Source organism: Streptomyces sp. MMG1121, from assembly GCF_001280015.1.
Classification (GTDB): domain Bacteria; phylum Actinomycetota; class Actinomycetes; order Streptomycetales; family Streptomycetaceae; genus Streptomyces.
Genome location: NZ_LGDV01000238.1, coordinates 109,812 through 127,398, shown reverse-complemented (window position 1 = coordinate 127,398; position 17,587 = coordinate 109,812). Strand labels below are relative to the sequence as shown.

Annotated in this window: 14 protein-coding genes and 4 pseudogenes; 8 read left to right on the top strand and 10 right to left on the bottom strand. The window is 68.6% G+C overall.

The genetic code is table 11. The features are described 5' to 3' along the window. Window positions 1-145 precede the first annotated feature (145 nt). Window positions 146-1,045 carry an IS5 family transposase gene (locus ADK64_RS44205; protein WP_078993066.1) on the bottom strand — a complete coding sequence of 300 codons (900 nt, stop codon included), beginning with the start codon at window positions 1,043-1,045 and terminating at the stop codon, window positions 146-148. Between the two features lie 177 nt (window positions 1,046-1,222). Here ADK64_RS44205 and ADK64_RS36995 point away from each other — a divergent pair, with 177 nt between their 5' ends. Next, on the top strand, window positions 1,223-1,921 hold the full coding sequence (locus ADK64_RS36995; RefSeq protein ID WP_053666459.1) for an SDR family oxidoreductase: 699 nt from the start codon (window positions 1,223-1,225) through the stop codon (window positions 1,919-1,921). Between the two features lie 249 nt (window positions 1,922-2,170). Here the strand turns inward: ADK64_RS36995 and ADK64_RS48810 are convergent, their stop codons facing one another. The 3 genes from ADK64_RS48810 to ADK64_RS49325 all read right to left on the bottom strand — a co-directional run bounded on the left by ADK64_RS48810 (window position 2,171) and on the right by ADK64_RS49325 (window position 4,259). Then, window positions 2,171-2,296, bottom strand: coding sequence for a hypothetical protein (locus ADK64_RS48810; RefSeq protein ID WP_324614485.1), 126 nt, complete (start codon window positions 2,294-2,296; stop codon window positions 2,171-2,173). A gap of 357 nt (window positions 2,297-2,653) precedes the next feature. Then, the gene (locus ADK64_RS36985; protein ID WP_053666458.1) at window positions 2,654-3,352 is read right to left on the bottom strand and encodes an SDR family oxidoreductase; all 699 of its coding nucleotides are present in this window, start codon (window positions 3,350-3,352) and stop codon (window positions 2,654-2,656) included. A 280-nt stretch (window positions 3,353-3,632) separates the two neighbouring features. Next, window positions 3,633-4,259, bottom strand: a complete 627-nt coding sequence (locus ADK64_RS49325; RefSeq protein ID WP_078993065.1) for an ATP-binding protein — start codon at window positions 4,257-4,259, stop codon at window positions 3,633-3,635. Window positions 4,260-4,567: 308 nt separating this feature from the next. Here ADK64_RS49325 and ADK64_RS36975 point away from each other — a divergent pair, with 308 nt between their 5' ends. Next, window positions 4,568-5,065 carry a TetR/AcrR family transcriptional regulator gene (locus ADK64_RS36975; protein ID WP_234384868.1) on the top strand — a complete coding sequence of 166 codons (498 nt, stop codon included), beginning with the start codon at window positions 4,568-4,570 and terminating at the stop codon, window positions 5,063-5,065. Between the two features lie 57 nt (window positions 5,066-5,122). On the opposite strand, the pseudogene ADK64_RS48030 reads toward ADK64_RS36975, so the two are convergent. After that, window positions 5,123-5,814, bottom strand: a pseudogene (locus ADK64_RS48030) (transposase); the annotation flags it as partial. Between the two features lie 209 nt (window positions 5,815-6,023). Beyond that, window positions 6,024-6,479, bottom strand: coding sequence for an HAD family hydrolase (locus ADK64_RS36965; protein ID WP_234384867.1), 456 nt, complete (start codon window positions 6,477-6,479; stop codon window positions 6,024-6,026). A 268-nt stretch (window positions 6,480-6,747) separates the two neighbouring features. Between ADK64_RS36965 and ADK64_RS36960 the strand changes: the two are divergent. Continuing rightward, a pseudogene (locus ADK64_RS36960) lies at window positions 6,748-7,071 on the top strand (aldo/keto reductase); the annotation flags it as partial. Between the two features lie 794 nt (window positions 7,072-7,865). On the opposite strand, the gene ADK64_RS36950 reads toward ADK64_RS36960, so the two are convergent. Beyond that, a complete protein-coding gene (locus ADK64_RS36950; RefSeq protein ID WP_053666454.1) occupies window positions 7,866-9,320 on the bottom strand; it encodes a selenium-binding protein SBP56-related protein in 1,455 nt (484 codons plus the stop codon). Between the two features lie 991 nt (window positions 9,321-10,311). Here ADK64_RS36950 and ADK64_RS36935 point away from each other — a divergent pair. From ADK64_RS36935 to ADK64_RS46825, 4 genes and pseudogenes are all read left to right on the top strand, one after another. After that, complete coding sequence (locus ADK64_RS36935; RefSeq protein WP_420713092.1) at window positions 10,312-11,211, top strand: aminoglycoside phosphotransferase family protein; 900 nt, start codon at window positions 10,312-10,314, stop codon at window positions 11,209-11,211. 151 nt (window positions 11,212-11,362) lie between these two features. Beyond that, complete coding sequence (locus ADK64_RS36930) at window positions 11,363-11,746, top strand: hypothetical protein (RefSeq protein WP_159046429.1); 384 nt, start codon at window positions 11,363-11,365, stop codon at window positions 11,744-11,746. Between the two features lie 724 nt (window positions 11,747-12,470). After that, complete coding sequence (locus ADK64_RS36925; RefSeq protein ID WP_053666449.1) at window positions 12,471-14,057, top strand: Na+/H+ antiporter; 1,587 nt, start codon at window positions 12,471-12,473, stop codon at window positions 14,055-14,057. Between the two features lie 134 nt (window positions 14,058-14,191). Further along, window positions 14,192-14,323, top strand: a pseudogene (locus tag ADK64_RS46825) (IS5/IS1182 family transposase); the annotation flags it as partial. Here ADK64_RS46825 and ADK64_RS49320 read toward each other — a convergent pair. The 3 genes and pseudogenes from ADK64_RS49320 to ADK64_RS49315 all read right to left on the bottom strand — a co-directional run. Continuing rightward, window positions 14,259-14,519 carry a DUF6461 domain-containing protein gene (locus tag ADK64_RS49320; protein ID WP_053666448.1) on the bottom strand — a complete coding sequence of 87 codons (261 nt, stop codon included), beginning with the start codon at window positions 14,517-14,519 and terminating at the stop codon, window positions 14,259-14,261. The pseudogene ADK64_RS46825 and the gene ADK64_RS49320 sit on opposite strands and share 65 nt — an antisense overlap. After that, window positions 14,467-15,120: a hypothetical protein gene (locus tag ADK64_RS44185; protein WP_420713098.1), complete on the bottom strand. Its 654-nt coding sequence runs from the start codon at window positions 15,118-15,120 to the stop codon at window positions 14,467-14,469. Before ADK64_RS44185 ends, ADK64_RS49320 begins: the two co-directional genes overlap by 53 nt. Window positions 15,121-15,159: 39 nt before the next feature. Then, window positions 15,160-15,279: pseudogene (locus ADK64_RS49315) on the bottom strand (Rieske 2Fe-2S domain-containing protein); the annotation flags it as partial. 395 nt (window positions 15,280-15,674) lie between these two features. On the opposite strand from ADK64_RS49315, the gene ADK64_RS36915 reads away from it, so the two are divergent. Next, window positions 15,675-17,213, top strand: coding sequence for a flavin-containing monooxygenase (locus ADK64_RS36915; RefSeq protein ID WP_199829807.1), 1,539 nt, complete (start codon window positions 15,675-15,677; stop codon window positions 17,211-17,213). Window positions 17,214-17,587 lie beyond the last annotated feature (374 nt).

The window sequence follows — 17,587 nt, the reverse complement described above, 5'->3', positions numbered from 1 at the left end:
TCGCCGATCGGAGCAACAGCTTCCTGTGCGCCCGGCGCAGCGCCCGCCCAGCTTCAGCAGCGGTTCGACGTCGTCCTGTCCGCTCACGGACCAGGGGATTGCTCACTCACGCCGCTAGGCAGTGTCCTGGCGATCAGGAGCGGAGTCAGATCATGAGGGCCGCAGCAGTAACAGTGCCGAGGTGGACATAGGCGCGCTTGTCGTACCTGGTGGCCATCGTGCGGAAGTTCTTCAGCTGGTTGATCGCCCGCTCGACGGTATTGCGCTTCTTGTACCGCTCCTTGTCGAAGCCGGGCGGCCGGCCACCGGCGCTGCCGCGCCTGCGGCGACCGGCCGCCTGGTCGGCCTTCTCCGGGATGACATGGCGAATGCCTCGTTTCCGCAGGTAGGCACGGGTACGGCAATTGCTGTAGCCCTTGTCCGCGCAGACGCTGTCCGGTGTGGTGCGGGGCCGACCGGCAGCCAGGCGCGGCACCCGGATACGTTCCATGACCGGCTCGAAGTGGGTGCAGTCCGCCCGCTGCCCGGGAGTGACGAGCATCGACAGCGGGCGGCAGCGACCGTCCGCGCTCAGGTGGAGTTTGGTGGTGAAGCCGCCGCGTGAGCGGCCGAGCACCTCACCTCCTGCACCACCTCCGCCAGAAGGTCGATCAGTTCCGCCCGGAGCCGAGCGGTCCCGACCGCCTTGCCAAAGCCCCCCTTTGGGACGCGGTGGCGGCGCCAGCCGGGCGCCGGCCGCGTGCTGGTGGGCTCGCACGGAGGTTGAGTCCACGGACACATCCCAGGCGATGTCGCCGGCCGCGTCAGCCTCGGCCTGGACCCGCTGGAGGAGCAACTCCCAGGTGCCGTTCGCTGACCAGCGACGATGCCGCTCGTGCATCGTCTTCCACGGCCCGTAGCGTTCCGGCAGATCGCGCCACTGCACGCCTGTCCGGATCCGGTACAGCACTCCGTTGACTACCTGCCGATGGTCCCGCCATCGGCCACAGCGTCGGTTGCTCACCGGCAGGAGCGGCTCAAGTCGCTCCCACTGGGCGTCAGTCAGCTCACCCTTATGTCCCGCAGTCCCATCAACGACTTAACTGATCGGCATGGCACTGCCTAACTCCTGATCACAGTCAGGAGCGGGCCCGTCGGAGAAAGCCGGGAGCGAGCGTCGAAGATCGCTGGGTATAGTGCAGGCGCTTTGCCCCGATGACCCCGTCGCCGAGGAGGCCGTCCCATGGAACCCGTCACGCTGATCACCGGCGGCTCGACCGGAATCGGCGCCGCCACCGCCCGCGCCCTGCTCAAGCAGGGCCACCGCGTGGCCGTCACCGGACGCGACGCGGGCAAGCTGGCCGCCTTCGCCACCACCGCGGGGGCGGGCGGGCGGCTGCTGACGATCACCGGCGACGCCGGCGAAGCGGATGACGTCGCCGCCGCCGTCCGCCACCTGCTGGACAGCTGGGGCCAGCTGGACAACGTCATAGCCAACGCTGGCTTTTCCCTGCCCGGCAACCTGGAGACCCACGCCCCCGAGGACATGCGCGCCATGATCCTCACCAACGTCCTGGGCCCCGCCCTGCTGATCCAGGAGACCCTGCCCCACTTGAGGACCTCCAAGGGCCGAATCGTGATCATCGGCTCGGTCGCCGGCGTTCGCCACACCCCCGGCAACCTCTACTCCGTCACCAAGTGGGCCGCCCACGCCCTCGCCGAGAACACCCGTCTCCTGGTCGGCCAGGACGGAGTCGGCGTCACCGTTGTCGCCCCCGGCATCGTGGAGACCCCCTTCTGGCACGCCCGCGGCGGCACCCCCGAGGCAGCCGCCACGATGACCGCCGAGCAGATCGCGGACACCATTGTGTTCGCCATCAACCAGCCCGCGGGCGTGGACATCAACCACATCACGGTGCGTCCGACGGGGCAGGTTGGCTGAGGTAGAGCTCCCACGGGCCGTACGGGGAGGCGCCTTCGGCTCCGCCAAGCATGGTGTGGCGCGGGCCGGGGGCGCCTTCGGATCTGGCCGCCACCCCGCGGCGTTCTAAGCACCGCTACCGCCGTTGCCTTGATCATCTGGCTTTGGACTTGAGGTCATCTCACAACGCAGGGGGACGGTAGGCCAGAGCCTGATCGACCACCTCTGCCGCTGTCGGATTCCGGCTCTTGGGCCAGAAGATCAAGTCCCTCACATATCCGCTGGGACTGGCAAGGGCACGTCAAGCGCTTCCAATATGCCGCCGGCCTCGGCGTCGTCGGCGTAGTCCCTGTTCGTGATCTTCTGCACCATCGCGACGGCGGTTTCGGGTGCCATCACCGCCTCCTTCGAGAAGAGGTGGCAGCTTAGCGACTTACGTGATCGACCGGACAACCCCCACTGGTGCTTCGTCAGGTCCGTCTGCTCGCCGCTTTCAGGGGCATGAGGCCTGTGCGGACGCACACGAAGTCAAGCGTGCTCGGGCGACGTTGCCGTCATGCGTGGCGGGACGTGTTCGCCTCGGTACTGCGTAAGGACGGCGGTGGTCTTCGTTGCCGTCCCGTGGCTGTACATCGGTTTCCCTGCTGTCGGCGCGGCCTACCTCGCGTTTCTGGCCTGGCAGGCGCTCGGGCGGCGAGACCGCGGGTTGTCGAGGGGCCCACCCGTTCCGCTGACGACGGCGGGATCGGGCCGTCACCGATTGGCGTACAGCGCCTCCAGTTCCCCCGAGAGTGCGGCACGTACGTTGCGGGTGGCCTCGTCGACGAGCACTTCGGGTTCGTCATGGAGCAGCGCCGTCATCGTCTTGTCGGCCACCTCGGAAGCAAGGATCTTGGGGGAGTCGACATCCGCCGCCAAGTCGGTGTCGACATAGCCGGCATGCACGCCGACGACCAGCGTGCCCTGCTCCCGCAGCACCAGTCGGAAGGCATTCGTCAGTGACCACTGAGCGGACTTGGAGGCCGCGTAGCTCGGAAACCGCCTGTTGGCCACCCACGACGCCACGGACAGCATATTGACCAGCGCTCCGCCGCCATGGGCGGCCAGGACGGGCGCGAACGCACGCGAGACAGCCCAGGTGCCGAAGTAGTTGACCTCCATCTCGCGCCTGGCGCCGTCGAATGCCCCCTCGAGAAGGGAGGGGCCACCAGTGACCCCGGCGTTGTTGATGACGATGCTCACGTCATCGGCGGCGCGTGCTGCTGCAGTGACCTGCTCCTCGTCGGTGACGTCCAGTCGCAGCGGAACGAGGCCAGGGCCCCGGAAGGTGTCCGGCTCCCGGACGCCGGCGTAGACCTTGGCGGCGCCGTGAGCGAGCAGTGCCTGGGCGAAGGCCGACCCGATGCCACGGTTGGCCCCGGTGACAAGGGCTACTGAACCCTTGATGTCCATGATCACCCTCCTTGTCCACGGATACGGAGGACTCCTTGCCTTCTGACGCTAGGCCCCGGACGGCGGCTGATCCACCCGCAACCTGACTGCACCTGTGTCGGTGCCTTTGGGTACTCGATGGCCGAGCCACGCGTGACGGAATGCGCGCGGTCGACCTGCGAGAACGGGCAGGGAAGGCGCCACCCGTCACAGAGCGTCCGCGTCTGGTGGTGCGGTCTGTCTTCATGCCGGTGCTGCGGCTCGGTGCCTGTGAGGGGCTACGCGCCCCTACCTGGATCGGTCAGCGAGGCTCATCCATAGCAGCGGACGGAGGAGTCTTGGCCGGCAGTTCGAACCACACGGTTTTGCCGGTGGCCGTGCGGGTGCCGCCCCAGGCTTCGGCGAGCAGATCGAGCAGTTCCATGCCGCGTCCGCCTTCCGCATCGGTGTCGACGACGCGCCGTACAGGAGCGGCCGAGTCGGTGTCCTCGACCTCGCAGCGCAGGCGGCCGCGACGCACCTGCAGGTTGAGCCGCAGTGGACCGCGGGTGTGACGCAGGGCGTTGGTGACCAGTTCGCTGACCAGGAGCTCGGCGGTGTCGGCCGTCTCCGCCAGATCCCAGTCGGCCAATTGCGCGGTTACCAGTCGCCGGGCCTGACGGACGGAGGTCAGGTCCCGCTTCAGCGGCCAGGAGGCATCCAAGTCGGTCGGACGGGCGCGGGGTGCGTCGAGCGGGCGCAGGGGTTCCAGGGTGCGCGACCACAGGGCCCACTGCCGGGCGAACCACGATGTGGGAGCAGCCTTCGAGGATCGCTCAGTGCGGTCTGCGGTGGTGTTCCGCGCCGATTGCCCGTCCCGGCGACGGGGCAGCCAGGCAAAACGCCCCCTGCGAGGAGCCTCGGCAGGACCTATGACTGACGAGGCCATGGGAATCATTCCTTTCTGAACCACCGGCGCCCCGGGCTGCGAAGGCCCCGGCGGAGCGGGCCCGGCGTCATGCCTCGGACGCAGCATTCATGTAACACTCACTACGCCAACAATACACGTAGCGTATGTTACGGTAAATACCGTATAGAAAAGTGATGAATCAGACATTGGGTCTGTTGTGGCCTGTGTGACTGCAGCTGGGAGGCCTTATGCCGCGCCCGCCCGACCCGGTCAAGCGACGTGACCTGCTGGACCAGGTCCGCCAGTACGTAATCCGCAATGGTCTGTCTGACCTGTCGCTCCGACCTATGGCTCAGGCCCTGGGCACCAGTGACCGCATGCTGCTGTACTACTTCGGTACCAAGGAGCGCCTGATCGCCGACGCGCTCGCCCTGGACGAGAACCGGCCGCTCCTGCGCACCCCCGACCTGCTCGACACCCTCGGCCGGCCCCAGGACCCGGCGGGACTTCGCCGCATCGTGGAAGAACTGTGGCGGCTGTTCAGCGCTTCTGACCGGCGTGCCTTGCTTCCGCTCTCCCTCGAAGTGATGGCCGCCAGCCTGCTCCACCCCGACCGGTACGGGCCGCTCATGCACGACGTGGTCACCGGATGGACGCGCTTGCTGACCTCCATGTTCAGTGACCTCGGCCTCGCCGAGGAGCGAGCCCGCACGGAGGCCACGCTCCTGGTGGACGCAGTCTTCGGCCTGATCATCGCACCCCTGGCCGACGGCGACTGGGACCGAGCCGATTCCGCCTTCCACGCCCTCCTCGACCGCCTCGAACCCGGCTGGCACACCACGTAACGCGTGCCCCGGGCCCGACCAGGGCGGGCCTGGGATCGCGGAGCTCGACGCAAGCCTCGGGCTCCGGCTCCTCGCATGGCGCTTGCCGGTGTTGAGCGCCAGGCTGAGGCGGCGGGCGCATTCGAGCAGGCCGGACGCCCTTACCCAGGAGGTCGTGGGCGCGCTGTCGGTGTTCGCGAGTGGTCTGCTCGTAGGTGCCCACAGGACGAGGCGTGCTGGCGGTGGCCCAGCAGGAACTGTGGGAGCGGACGGCGGTCAGGGTCTTGTCGCACAGGTTCTTCCGGATGCGCCAGCGGTCGCTGACCTGCACCGCACCGAGCAGGGCCCGGCGGACCGCCTCGCCCTAGGCTCCTGAGCCGTCGCGGCAGACGATCTCGGCACCGGGATGTTCGCGCAGTCATCGCTCCAGTGTGTCCGTGTCGCGGTCCGGGGTGCGTCGATCCGCCCGCCGGTCTCGGCGTCGTTGCGGATGGTGGCGTAGCGGTGGCGCCGTTTCAGAGCGAAGTCGTCGACGTCGATTACCCGTGTGCACGCAATGGCGGCAGTGGCAGCCTCGTCAGCATCCGCAGCACGGTCGAGCGGGAGATCGCGACGGCGAGAGAGCAGGACAGGCGGGCGCCCACCCGACCCGCCAACTCCTTGAAGAAGGAGACGAGTTGGCCAGCCGGCCGAAGCGTGCGTCGCTGGTATCGCTCCAGCAGCCCGGGGATCTGGTCGCGGAAGGTCTGTCTCGTGCGGTCCCGCACGGGCGGACCAGGCGCTGGTACGGCCGACGAGCAGGCGCCGGGCCTCCTCCCGCCCGACTCCGATGCCGAGTTCGACGAACCATTCCGGCGGCCGGGGCTCCGCGCGACGGCTCCGTTCCTGTTCGGCCTGGCGCTGCGGGAGGTGGTCGATCTTGTCGTCGATGCGTACCAGCGGCACGCGCGCCATCCCCGCGTGCTGTGGAGTGACGGTCTCATGTCAGGTGCCATTTCCCCGTGGGGCGTCGAGCCGGCAACCAGGTGTCGATGACGGCTGTCAGCTCGTCGCGGTCGCTGAAGACGTGTCCGTTCATGGCGGTGGCCTGCGCGGCGCGTATGTTCTCTTCACGGTCGTCGACGAAGAGGAAGTCGGTCGGGGAAGCCCGCATGGCGACGACGCAGTGATGAAGGGCTGCTGGGGTCGGCTTCGCCACTTTGATCTTCCCGGAGAAGGCAACGTGGTTCGGATTGTGCGGCCAGGGCTGCGCGGGGAGGAAGGCCTCCGCGTGGTCTGAGGGGAGGTCGGACAGCAAGGCGACCTGGGCGACGTCGCGCAGGTACTGGACGTAGGCGACCGTCCGGTCGTCGAGGCGTGACCAACTGTCGATGTCGGTGATGCGTAGTTCCTCAGTCGTGTCGCCGCCGACGGACAGGGGCAGCTGTGGCAGCACGGCGCTCCAGTACTCGGGCGCGCCCTGCTGGCCGGCGTCGCAGGGCGGGCGGCAGGCCCAGTAGGCAGTGGTGAAGGCGTCGGTGTGTGGTGGCTGCGGGCGGCCATCTTGTGCAGGGCGCCGGGGCGTCGGTGGCGGGCGATGACCACGAAGAGGTCGAACAGTCGAACAGCACGATGTTCAGGTCGGTGGAGATGACGGTGGGTTCCTCCGGATCCCATGGGGCGTCCAGCGGCTGCTTGCTGCCCTCTCGTGCGTGCGGTCCGAGTGGGTGCAGGGCGCCCCCGCCGAAGACAACACCCGCCGCGCCTTCGAGACGTCCCTGAACAAGCTGGGCCTGGACTACCTCGACCCGTACCTGATGCACCAGCCCTTCGGCGACGTCTACGGCCAGTGGCGTGCCATGGAGGCACTCAATCGCGAGGGCGTGGCCAAAGCGACCGGTGTCGCCGACTTCTACCCCGACCGGCTGATCGACCTGATCGTCAACAACGAGATCACCCCGGCGGTCAACCAGATCGAGACCCACCCCTTCTTCCAGCGCACCCGCTACCAGTCCCTCATGAGCGAGCACGGCGTGCAGATCCAGTCCTGAGGCGGCATCGCCGAAGGCAAGAACGACCTGTTCACCAACCCGCTGCACCCGGCAGACCTACTGCACACCCGTCTGCCCCCTGAGCAACCAGCTCCCGGAACTCACCCCCGACGGTCAAGGCCTGGCCGATCTGTCACGTCGAGTTCACCTCGCACCCCAGCGTCCGGCAGGTCTACTGCTCACCCCACTGCCGCATGGACGCCGAAATCCCGTGTGAAGAGCAACACGACCAGGAACGAGCCCTCCGCAGGGGTGACACCCCCCGCCGCCACGAAACTCCCGCCCCGCCGCCAGGCAGGCTCCAGGGCCCTCGGCCCCAGCCGACCTGTCGCCTGCCGCGACCCGCAACTGCCCGCACTGCGACCACCCGTCACCATCGCCGCCCTGCTGGCCATCCCGGAAGCCGGCCGCCCCTCGATTCCCACTCGATTCTCATGGCCGTTCCCGACACCGTCCCACTGCGCAGGACCCTGTGAACCGGACCGCAACCGACGGCCGCCCAGACCATCCAGCCTGACCGTCACTGATCACCAGGGCCCGCCGACCTGACGGTCGGCGGGCCCTGTGTGGTCCGCTAGCCGGAGATCAGCAATGGTCTCCGGCTACCCGACCACACCTCGCACGGGCATTTCGATCCCCACTCTCGTCATACGGTTCAGGACCCAACCAACCGAGGCGGGAAGCGCCATGGGTGAAAATTACGAATCCCCATCATCGACGGGCTCGGACCCGCACAACGCCGACTGCCGCGGGCCCAAGGCATGCCGCAGCCGCCACTGGGTGGGACGGTGTCAGCGGAAGCAGTAGGAATCGGAGGACGCATCGCCGCCCTGCAAGCGGGTTTGGTGTATGCGCCGCCCGTGAAACGCGTCGCCGTGAAGGAAGAAGCGCTCGTCCAGCGCAAGGCCTCCACGGGCGGTCTCCGCGTCGAGCTTGACCAGCCACGGCTCAATGCCCTGCGGATAGAACTGGTCGTCCCACGCTCCGTAGAGGGAGTTCGTCAGATACACACGCTGCCCGTCCCGGCTGAGTTCGACCATCTGCGGCCCACCGGTCAGCGGTACGCCGGGCGCTGTCGGGTGCGGTGCGCGTTCGACGATGCCGCCCAGCCGGACGGACGCAGTACGGCGGGGACGGAACGGGTCACTGACGTCGTACTGGAGCAACTCGCCCGTACCCCAGGCCGACACGTACAGCCACCGATCATCGACCGAGAGGTTGATGTCGGTGACCAGCGGCGGAACGGCGCCGAACGGACGGAGCACCGGGGGAAGACCCGCCGCCTCGGCGGGCTCGGCGGGAATGGTGATCACCTTGCGTACGCTGAATTCACCGCTGTCCCGTTCGCGGTGCCACAGCCATACCGACGCGGACAGATCCGTGACGTTCGCAACGACTCCGACGAACCCCCACGCCGCCTCCGGATCGTGCGCGGGACGCAGTTCCAGCACCATCTGGTGTTCGTCACCCAGGTCCAGCCGCTGGAGGTGTGTGCCGGAATCCAGCTCCCAGAAGTGCAGCGCGTGACCATACGCCCGGTTGAGCAGCAGCTCAGGGACGAGGCCCTCCTCGATCATCGACGGGGTGCCCCACTCGCTGGTCACCGCAATGTTGTGGCGCAGATGCCACCAGACGTCGTACGCCAGGTGTTGGGGGCCGCGATCGGTTTCCCAAGCGCGCTGTACTTCGAAGGTGGTGTGGTCCAGCAAGGCCACACCACCCGGCCCGTCGGCGCCCTCCGCGTCTCCCAGACAGGACAGGAAGACGCCGGTGGGACCGCAGTGAAGGGTGTGCGGGCGTGAGTAGCCGGCCTTCGCAGCCAGTTCCTCGGGCTCGATGACCTTCAGCAGGCGTGGCCGGGCCGGATCCGGTTGGGTATCGAACACATGCAGACGCGAGGAACGTAATCCGGGCGCGAGTAAGTAGCGGCGCTCGGCGCGGTGATGACCCACGTGCTGCAGCGCGCTGGAGCACGCGTTCCATCCGAAGTGGTGCAGTTCGTCGCCGAGTCCAGGCACCTCGACCATGCTCACTACCCGGCCGTACGACGGGGAGAGGGGATCGGTGTCGACGGTGAACAATGCATCCGGGCGCCGGGCGCTGCGATCGAAGCCCACGACGTAGGCGAGCTTCTCGGGCGGCGCGATGGCGGCGTCCGCTGGTGTGCGATAGAGGGTGGGGTCACTGTGATGGTCAAGGTGATCGTGGCTGTTGCTGTGAGCATGGTTGGGACGGATCGCGGTCATGCGGGGCTTCCTCCAGGCTGAGCGGATCGATCTGGTCGAGCCGGGTGTGGCCGGGGCCGAGGCCGATGTAGACGCCCCCGGCACCGTCACATCGTTACCCCGGACACCCCCGGATATCCGCGCCAGTGCCGCCTCGTCCTCGGCGGTCAGCCTGCACCGGCTCGCCGCCGCGTGGGCCCCTGTTTGACTATGTACCGGCGCTGGCTGCCCCTACTTGCACGGCGGCGTCCGCTGGCCTCATCACCACCCAGCCGAGTGCCATTTGCGGCAGACCGCGTCTGCTGGCCCGGGCGACTTCTGCCAGCCCCTTGATCACATCCCTGAACACATGCCATGCCACGAAGCGGTCCCGCCAGCGGGGATCCGCAAGATGGCTGCCCTGGACCTCGGGCAGAACCTCGACGGCTCGGTGCACGATCGCCAGCACGACCCACTCGGCTCGTTCGGACGGAACCCATCCACGCCGAGCGCCGCGCCAACGGCTACCGCGAGTACGACGACCAGGCCGTGAAGCCGGTGCGCCGCGTCCGCGCCCTGCTCGCCTTCGCCCCGCCCACCCGCATCATCCGCCAGGTCCTGCCCTGCACCCACGACACGGTGACGCTCCGTCCCTGTCCCGGCGTCCTCCCCAGCGTCCGCGACCAGTTGGACACCCTCGACCAGCACGCCGCCGACCTGGAGACCGCCCGTCGCCTGCTGTGCCGGACGATTGCCGTCACGGAGAACGTCGAGAACGCGACCGATCGGGCTCCGGCTCCGGGCGCCCGGACGTCTTCGCCTCGGTGCGCGTTCTCGCCGGTGCGGACCACTGCCGCCCTCTCGTCGGCCGGACGAAGAACTCGGGATCACCACGTCGAAAGCTCAACTCGCCAACCGAGACGCCCAGTCACACCAGTGTGACCGAGTCTCGCCCCCTCGGGCGTGTCGCGAAGGTGGTGCCGCCGGGAAAACGTTTGACGCTCGCCGGTGTCCGGCGGTCGGATGGCGTGCCATGAACACAGGGCAGATGCATCCCGGCATGCACGCCATCGGCGTCGACCTCGTACGGCGGCTGGTCGCCGGGCAGTTCCCGCAGTGGGCGGGGCTGGCGGTCGAGCGGTTTCCGTCCGGCGGGACGGTCAACGCCATGTACCGGCTGGGCGATGACATGGTCGTACGGCTGCCGCTCGTGGCAGGCGGGGCCAACGACGCGTCGAGGGAGCGGACGTGGCTGCCCCGGCTCGTGCCTCACCTGCCTACGACCATTCCTGAGGTACTCGGGGAGGGGGAGCCTGCGGAGGGGTACCCGTGGCCGTGGTCGGTGTACCGGTGGCTGGCGGGGGAGAATCCCGAGGCGGGAGCCCTGAGCGAGCCGGTGCTGCTGGCCGAGGATCTGGCCGAGTTCGTGGCGGCGATGCGCAGTATCACCCTGCCGGGTGCGCCGCGGGCCCACCGCGGGGGACCGGTCGCCTCGCTCGACGCGGAGACCCGGGCGGCGATCGAGGAGTTGCGCGGGATCCCACAGGAGGGCGTCGACTGCGATGCCGCCACAGCCGTGTGGGAGGAAACGCTGCGGGCCCCCGGCTGGGACGGGCCGCCGGTGTGGCTGCACGCTGATCTCATGCCGGGCAACCTGCTGGTGGACGGCGGCAGGCTGACCTCGGTAATCGACTTCGGGTGCATGGGGGCGGGCGATCCGGCCTGCGATCTGTTCCCAGCGTGGAATCTGCTGCCGGCCGAGGCGAGGGAAGTCTTCCGCGAGACGCTGAACGTGGACAACGCGACCTGGATCCGGGGCCGGGGCCGGACACTCTCGCAGGCACTGATCGCGCTGCCGTACTACCGGAGGACGAACCCCGCGATGGCGCACAATGCCCGGCACGTGATCCGGACGGTGCTGCGAGAGGGCTGAGGCCAGAACGTGTTGGGACTGTACTGATCACAGCCACTCGTCGATCGCTGCGACCAGCACAGTGGCCTGGAAGCACGGTGTGATCCTCTGGCCGCACTGCCGTGAGAACCCGACCGTGGCCCGCGCCCTGCTTGATCACGCCGCCACTCAGATGGGACCGCGTCCCCTGGACGCCTTCCACTTCGCCTCAGCCCTCACCCTGGGCCCGGAAGCCCTCCCTACCCGATACCGCCTCGCCACCCAGACCGCGCTCACGGCCGCCCGGTTCAGCGGGGCCGATCTGTGTGGGTACACCCGCTACGACGTGCTGGCCTGGAACCGCCCGTACCGGCTGAGGTGGCCGCGCTTCATCGAACGGCGTGAACTCAACCTGCTCTTGGAGGTGTTTCTCGTCCCGCCCTGCTGCAACACGATGGAGTACTGGGACACCGAGCTGCCGGCGCTGGTGGGGACGGCCTACGCCTGGTCGCACCTCACTGACCGGAATGGTGTCGTGTGGGCCGTCACTTTGAGCGTTCGCGCCCGCCGGACCTGACCACCGACTGCCTTCGCTCAGGGATGCCACGGCGTTCCTGAGCGCCTCATGTGGAACGAGCACCATCGGCGCCACGCCCTTCGCCACCTTCGGGCCGGACGTGAGGCCTGGGGCAGTCGTATCAACCGTTCAGCCGTGCTCGATGCGCCGACGGACCTTGGCCAGACGCATCAGGCCGAGGATCGGGGGCCAGCAGGTCGGACACCCAGTCATCGGCCGCAGCCTCGCCGTCTTCGGGCCGTTCGGCCAGCAGCCAGGTTCGCAAGCGACGGTGCGGGCATCCCATGGGCCCGTTGCGGGGAGGCGCCAAAGGGTCGGGGAGGAACGGGTGGGCGGTCATGTCCGCGCGGACGGCCGGCCCGTAGGCGTAGTCGACTCCGCCGTCGGACGGCGTGGACCGCAGGTGTGCGTTGGTGCCGTAGGCCGCGTCTTCAAGGAGGTGACCTGGTGGGAAGGCCCCCCCGGGCCCGACGACCTCGTGCTGCCTCGCGATGCGGGTCCGGCCGGCCGGGGTGCGCTCGCGTCGGCCGCGGCTCAGGCAGCCACGGTGACGGGGCACGGTCCTGGACGTGCGAGGCCCGGGTCTGGACGTGTGGTTCGGATGCGCGAGAGTGAACTGCCTCAGCGGTCCGGCCGTCGGGTGCGGCACCGGCGCATGTCGGTTACGTTGATAAAGCACCTGGTCACAGGGGGAGCACAAGATGTAACTCACCGGGGACGCTCCATGACCGGCCTGATCGTCGTCCTGTTGTTGGTGGTCCTGGCCACGGCCGTGGCGACCGGTGCCCGGCGCTGGAGTCTGCCCGCCCCCTCGCTCCTCGTGGTTGCCGGTCTCGTCGTGGGACTGATGCCCTGGGTTCCCGAGGTCCGCCTGCCGCCTCACGTGATCAACGTGCTGGTGCTGCCACCGCTGCTCTACGCCTCGGCCGGGGAAATCTCCGTCCGCGACCTGCGGACCGTGTGGCGGCCCGTGACCGGCCTGGTCTTCGGCTTGGTGCTCGTCTCGGCCATCACCGTCGGGTACGTGGCCCATGCGATCACCCCGCTCACCGCCGCGACCGCGTTCATCCTCGGCTCCGTCCTGGCCAGCACCGACCCCGTGGCCGTGACCGCGCTCGGCCGGCGCCTGTCCCTCCCACCGCGCGTGCAGGCCATGGTGCAGGCGGAAAGCCTGTTCAACGATGCCACCTCACTGGTCCTGTACAAGGTCGCCGTGGCCACCGCGGTGTCCGGCAGCGCCATCAGCGTGTCCGGGACCGCCCTGCAGTTCCTGATCCTCGCCGGCGGAGGAGCCCTCATCGGGGCGGCGCTCGCCGCAGTGGTGACCCTGATCCGCAGACGGACCGACGACCAGATGCTGGAGACCGTCATCGCCTTGGTCACTCCGTACGCCTCCTACGTCATCGCGGAGCAGTCGCACACGTCCGGCGTGACCGCCGTCATCGTGTCCGGGGTCGTCCTCGGCAGCACGGGCCACAAGCTCGGCAACGCCTCCGTCCGGCTCCAGGTCCACGCCGTCTACGACACCGTGACCTTCCTGCTGGAGAGCGTCGTCTTCGCCCTGATCGGCCTCGAGCTTCCCTCGGCCGTCCGTCATCTCGCGCGCGACGAGCACGGCTGGCCGCTGTGGGTGCCGGTGATCGCCTTCACTCTGCTGGCGATCCGCCTGCTGTGGATCTTCCCGCTGTCCGTCTTGATCCACCACCGGCACGGGGAGGGCGACAACCGCCTGTCGTGGCGCGTGCCGGCGGTCCTGTCCTGGGCGGGCACCCGAGGCGTCATGCCGCTGGCAGCCGCGCTCTCCATCCCCCTGGTCACCCACACAGGGGCTCCGCTGCCGCACCGGGCGCTCATTCTCACGCTCACCACCGGGACCGTCGCGGTCACTCTCGTCTTCCAGGGTTTCACCCTGGTCCCCGTCGTCCGCCGCGCCGGCATCGCTCTGGAACCGCAGCACACCGCCCGCGAGGAGGCCCGGACCCGTCGGCACATCGCCCACGCCGCTCTCGACGAGCTCAAACTGCTGGGCGATCTGGATCAGCTCGCCGATCTGGGTACCGCCGCAGAGGGCGCACTCAAACAGGCCCGTCGCCATCTGGAAGCGCGCATCCACCAGGTCGAGGACGCCCACTACAGCGACCCGGACGCCCGCCCTGCCGACGCCTACCGCGAGATACGCCGGACACTCATCGCGATCGAGGCGGGTGAGCTCCAGCGCCTCTACGAAGCGAACAAGATCAGCAACGCCACCCGGCGCCGGATCCAGCACGAACTCGATCTCGAAGAAGCCAGCCTCCGCCCCCGCGACTGAGCCTGGTGAGGGATCCGACCAGGCTTTGTGCGCAGGCGCCGGACGAGGTGGGCGACAGGGACGCCTGACTTCTTGAAGGTGGGCCTTCTTCGCGGCATCTGGCCAGGTCTGCTTCCCCGTACGCCTCCGCCCCGGCTCGAGCACTGAAGCCCGTGGTGGCGGGTCACCAAACGAGACACGACCCCCACTGCGGCCGCTGCTTCAAGCCTCGGCGCCTGCGTGCGGAGAAGGCTGACGATCGCCCGGACCTGAGGAAATGGTTACACCGCAGCTGCCATCCTCGAAGTCGAACCCCACTTGGTGCATGAGGTCGACGAGCTCGTCAGGAGTGCTGCCGTCGCGGTGGAGTGGGCCTTCGAACCGGGTGCGCAGCTCGCCGTCCTCCCACCAGGACAAGAGGCTCGTGACGTTAGGGCTGCGGAAATGCGAGACAGCCCCGGTGCCGACAGTGGCGCGTTCCATGACGCCGGTCTGGATCTCGATGCCGCCGTTGATCTCCAGGGCCAGGACTCAGTCGGCGTCGTTGCCCCGGACGAGGGTGGTGCCGCATCGCGCGGGCGAAGGCCCGGTGCGGGCCGCGCCGTGGGAGCGACGCTCCAGTGGCGTCCTGCTTGCGGATGTCCGCACAGGCCGTCGCGACCAGCATGCGGGTACGCCGAGGCCCGGTCGGTGTGTGCATGGCGCATAGGTAGCTGACGAGTCCGAGCGAGGGCAGCGGAAGCTCGACCCGGAGATATCCCAGCCCCGCGATGAGGAACGCGTGGTCCGCCTGGATCTTCTGCTTGAGGGCGGGAGGCCGGTCCGGCCCGAGACGCAGCCGCAGACGCAGGAGGGGGCCTTCGGCCACCGGCGCGGCGAGTTCCTCCACGGCCACATTGTGCAGGACGGGCAGATGCCGGTAGTCCAGGGTGTTCTCGATGATCTCCTGGGCGTAGGCGTGTACTTCAGTGCTCCAGGCGGCCGTCGGAACGACGCCGGCCTGGGCGGTGTCGGGGACTTCCCAGGAGGGTGCGGCGCCGTCCGGTTCATACCAGACGAAGACAAAGCCGTTGCGCTCGCTGATGGTGTGTTGCTGCAGGCGGGCGCGCGGTGGTGGGCGGTCAGGCGTGCCGACGCAGGTGCCATCCGGAGCGAAGGCGAAGCAATGGAAGGGACACACCAGGGTGCGGCCTACCACGGTGCCGCCCGTCCAGAGATGAGCGCCCAGGTGCGGACAGAAGGGATGTACCGCACGAGGCCCGGCCGTCGTGGGTGCGGTAGAGGACGATGTCCTCGTCCATGAAGCGGCGGGTCAGGACTTTGCCGGGTCTCAGCTCTCGTGAACGCGCCAGGCAGAACCAGCCACTGGGGTAGGGCAGATGCCGCCCCGGCTCGTCGAGAGCGGTGTGCGGACTGCGGGATATGGGCAGTTCGCCCCTCATCGCCATGACCGGCAGCCAAACACAGGGAAACCAACCGATATTTTCCCCACCTAAAAAATCACTCTTATGAGGGTCTAGCAGTCTGTATCGCCAAAAGACGGCCACGGCCAACCATACGATCGGTTGCTCTGAGTAAGTGGTTGGGGGTCGCTCGGCATCAGCGCCGGGTGGCTCACGAGGCAGGCAGGGGACGCCGGTGGCCGACGACAGCATCGACAGCACAGGAAAAGAAGCGGAAGTCGTCGTCATCGGTGCCGGCCTCTCCGGCGTGGCCGCAGCGATCGCACTGCGCCGAGCCGGCATCGACGACGTCGTCGTGCTGGAGAAGTCCGGTCGCCTGGGCGGGACCTGGCGCGACAACACCTATCCCGGATGCGGCTGCGACGTACCGTCGGTGCTGTACGAATACTCCTTCGCACCCCACTCGTGGAGGCGGGGCTTCGCCGACCGGTCCGACATTCTCGACTACCTCGACACCACCGCGGCAACGCACGGCGTGGACAAAGCGATCCGTTACGACACCGAGGCGCTGATCATCCGCTGGAAGCCGGAAGCACACCGCTGGCACCTGCAGACCACCTCGGGCACGTACACCGCCCGCGCCGTGATCGTCGCCACCGGCCCCTGGCACCGGCCCCGCCATCCTGACATCCCCGGCCTCGACACCTTCCCCGGCACCTCCTTCCACTCCGCCCGTTGGAACCACGAAGTCGACCTGACCGGACAGCGTGTCGCGGTGGTGGGCACCGGAGCTTCCGCCGTCCAGTTCCTGCCCGAGATCCAGCCGAAGGCGGCTCATGTCGACGTCTTCCAGAGCACACCGCAGTGGGTGCTCCCGAAACCTGACTACCCCCTGCCTCTGGGTCTCCACCGCTTCTTCGAACACCACCCGGGACCACGCCGCGCATGGCGCAGCCTGCACCACTGGGTCCAGGAGGCCATCGGCGTACCCCTGCGCCACCCGCACTTGCTGCGGCCCCTGGAGGCCCTCGCGCACCTCCATCTGCGTGCCTCGGTACGGGACCGCGCCCTGCGCCGGGCCCTCACTCCCGACTACCGCTTCGGCGGCCGCCGTCTGATCACCTCCAGCACCTACTACGCCGCCCTCACCCGGCCCAACGTGCGGCTGCATCCCACCCGCGTGACTGCCGTGGAGGGTTCCGACGTCATCGGCGCCGACGGCACCCGCAGCCGCGCCGACGTCATCGTCCTCGCGACCGGGTATCACATCGGCGACATCCCCCTGGCAGCCCAACTGCACGGCACCGACGGCACACTGGCCCAGAACTGGGCCGACGACCGCCGTGCCTACCTGGGGACCAGCGTCAGCGGATTCCCCAACCTGTTCCTGCTCATCGGCCCGAATCTGCTCACCGGCACCACCGCCGTCCCGACCGTCCTCGAAGCCCAGCTCCGTTACGTCACCACCGCCCTCAACCACCTGCGCTCCAGCGGGGCGTCCGCACTGGATGTCAAGCCAGATGCCGAAGCAGCCCACCAGCAGGCCCTGCACGAGGCGCTGCGCGGCACCGTCTACAACGCCGCCGGCGGCACCGGTTACTACTTCGGCCTCCCGGGCATCAACACCTTCTGCTGGCCCTGGTCGACCGCCAGGCTCATCAAGCGCCTGGACTCCTTCGACCCGGACGCCTACACCTGGACGCTTCCCCTGCCGGCCCAGACCAACGCCGAGCAGGATCGTCTGCCCGCCCGCCAGCTGGGCCGACCCCGGTAGGTCGGGTCACACACCCGCCGACGGCGCGGTGTTCGGGAAGATCTGGCGAAGCCAGCGGCACCAGGCGGTGAAGGGGGCCGTCGCCCTCGGCGGGGTGGAGCCATTCCGGTGCCGCGGAGTGTCGCAGGATGCTGGCTGCGTCCACGTCCTTCGACGACACGGCCGCGGCTGCATCGGGATGGCGTCGAGAAGTTGCCCAGCGAGTGGCGTGGACCTGCGGGTGAGTTCGACAACGTCCGTGACTGATTGTACCCGGCGTCCGCGACGGGGTCCGGTGCGAAGCCCCAGCCGAACACCTCCTTGTAAAAGGCCTGCACCCGTTCGGGATCACCACTGCCGATCTCGGACCAGGCCACAGTCTGGTAAGGCGGTGG

Bases quoted from the DNA above. Each gene is read 5' to 3' on its own strand.
- ADK64_RS36995 (WP_053666459.1), top strand. From the start codon at position 1,223: ATGGAACCCGTCACGCTGATCACCGGCGGCTCGACCGGAATCGGCGCC.
- ADK64_RS48810 (WP_324614485.1), bottom strand. From the start codon at position 2,296: ATGGCACCCGAAACCGCCGTCGCGATGGTGCAGAAGATCACGAACAGG.
- ADK64_RS36985 (WP_053666458.1), bottom strand. From the start codon at position 3,352: ATGGACATCAAGGGTTCAGTAGCCCTTGTCACCGGGGCCAACCGTGGC.
- ADK64_RS49325 (WP_078993065.1), bottom strand. From the start codon at position 4,259: ATGGCCTCGTCAGTCATAGGTCCTGCCGAGGCTCCTCGCAGGGGGCGT.
- ADK64_RS36975 (WP_234384868.1), top strand. From the start codon at position 4,568: ATGGCTCAGGCCCTGGGCACCAGTGACCGCATGCTGCTGTACTACTTC.
- ADK64_RS36950 (WP_053666454.1), bottom strand. From the start codon at position 9,320: ATGACCGCGATCCGTCCCAACCATGCTCACAGCAACAGCCACGATCAC.
- ADK64_RS36935 (WP_420713092.1), top strand. From the start codon at position 10,312: ATGAACACAGGGCAGATGCATCCCGGCATGCACGCCATCGGCGTCGAC.
- ADK64_RS36930 (WP_159046429.1), top strand. From the start codon at position 11,363: ATGGGACCGCGTCCCCTGGACGCCTTCCACTTCGCCTCAGCCCTCACC.
- ADK64_RS36925 (WP_053666449.1), top strand. From the start codon at position 12,471: ATGACCGGCCTGATCGTCGTCCTGTTGTTGGTGGTCCTGGCCACGGCC.
- ADK64_RS49320 (WP_053666448.1), bottom strand. From the start codon at position 14,519: ATGGAACGCGCCACTGTCGGCACCGGGGCTGTCTCGCATTTCCGCAGC.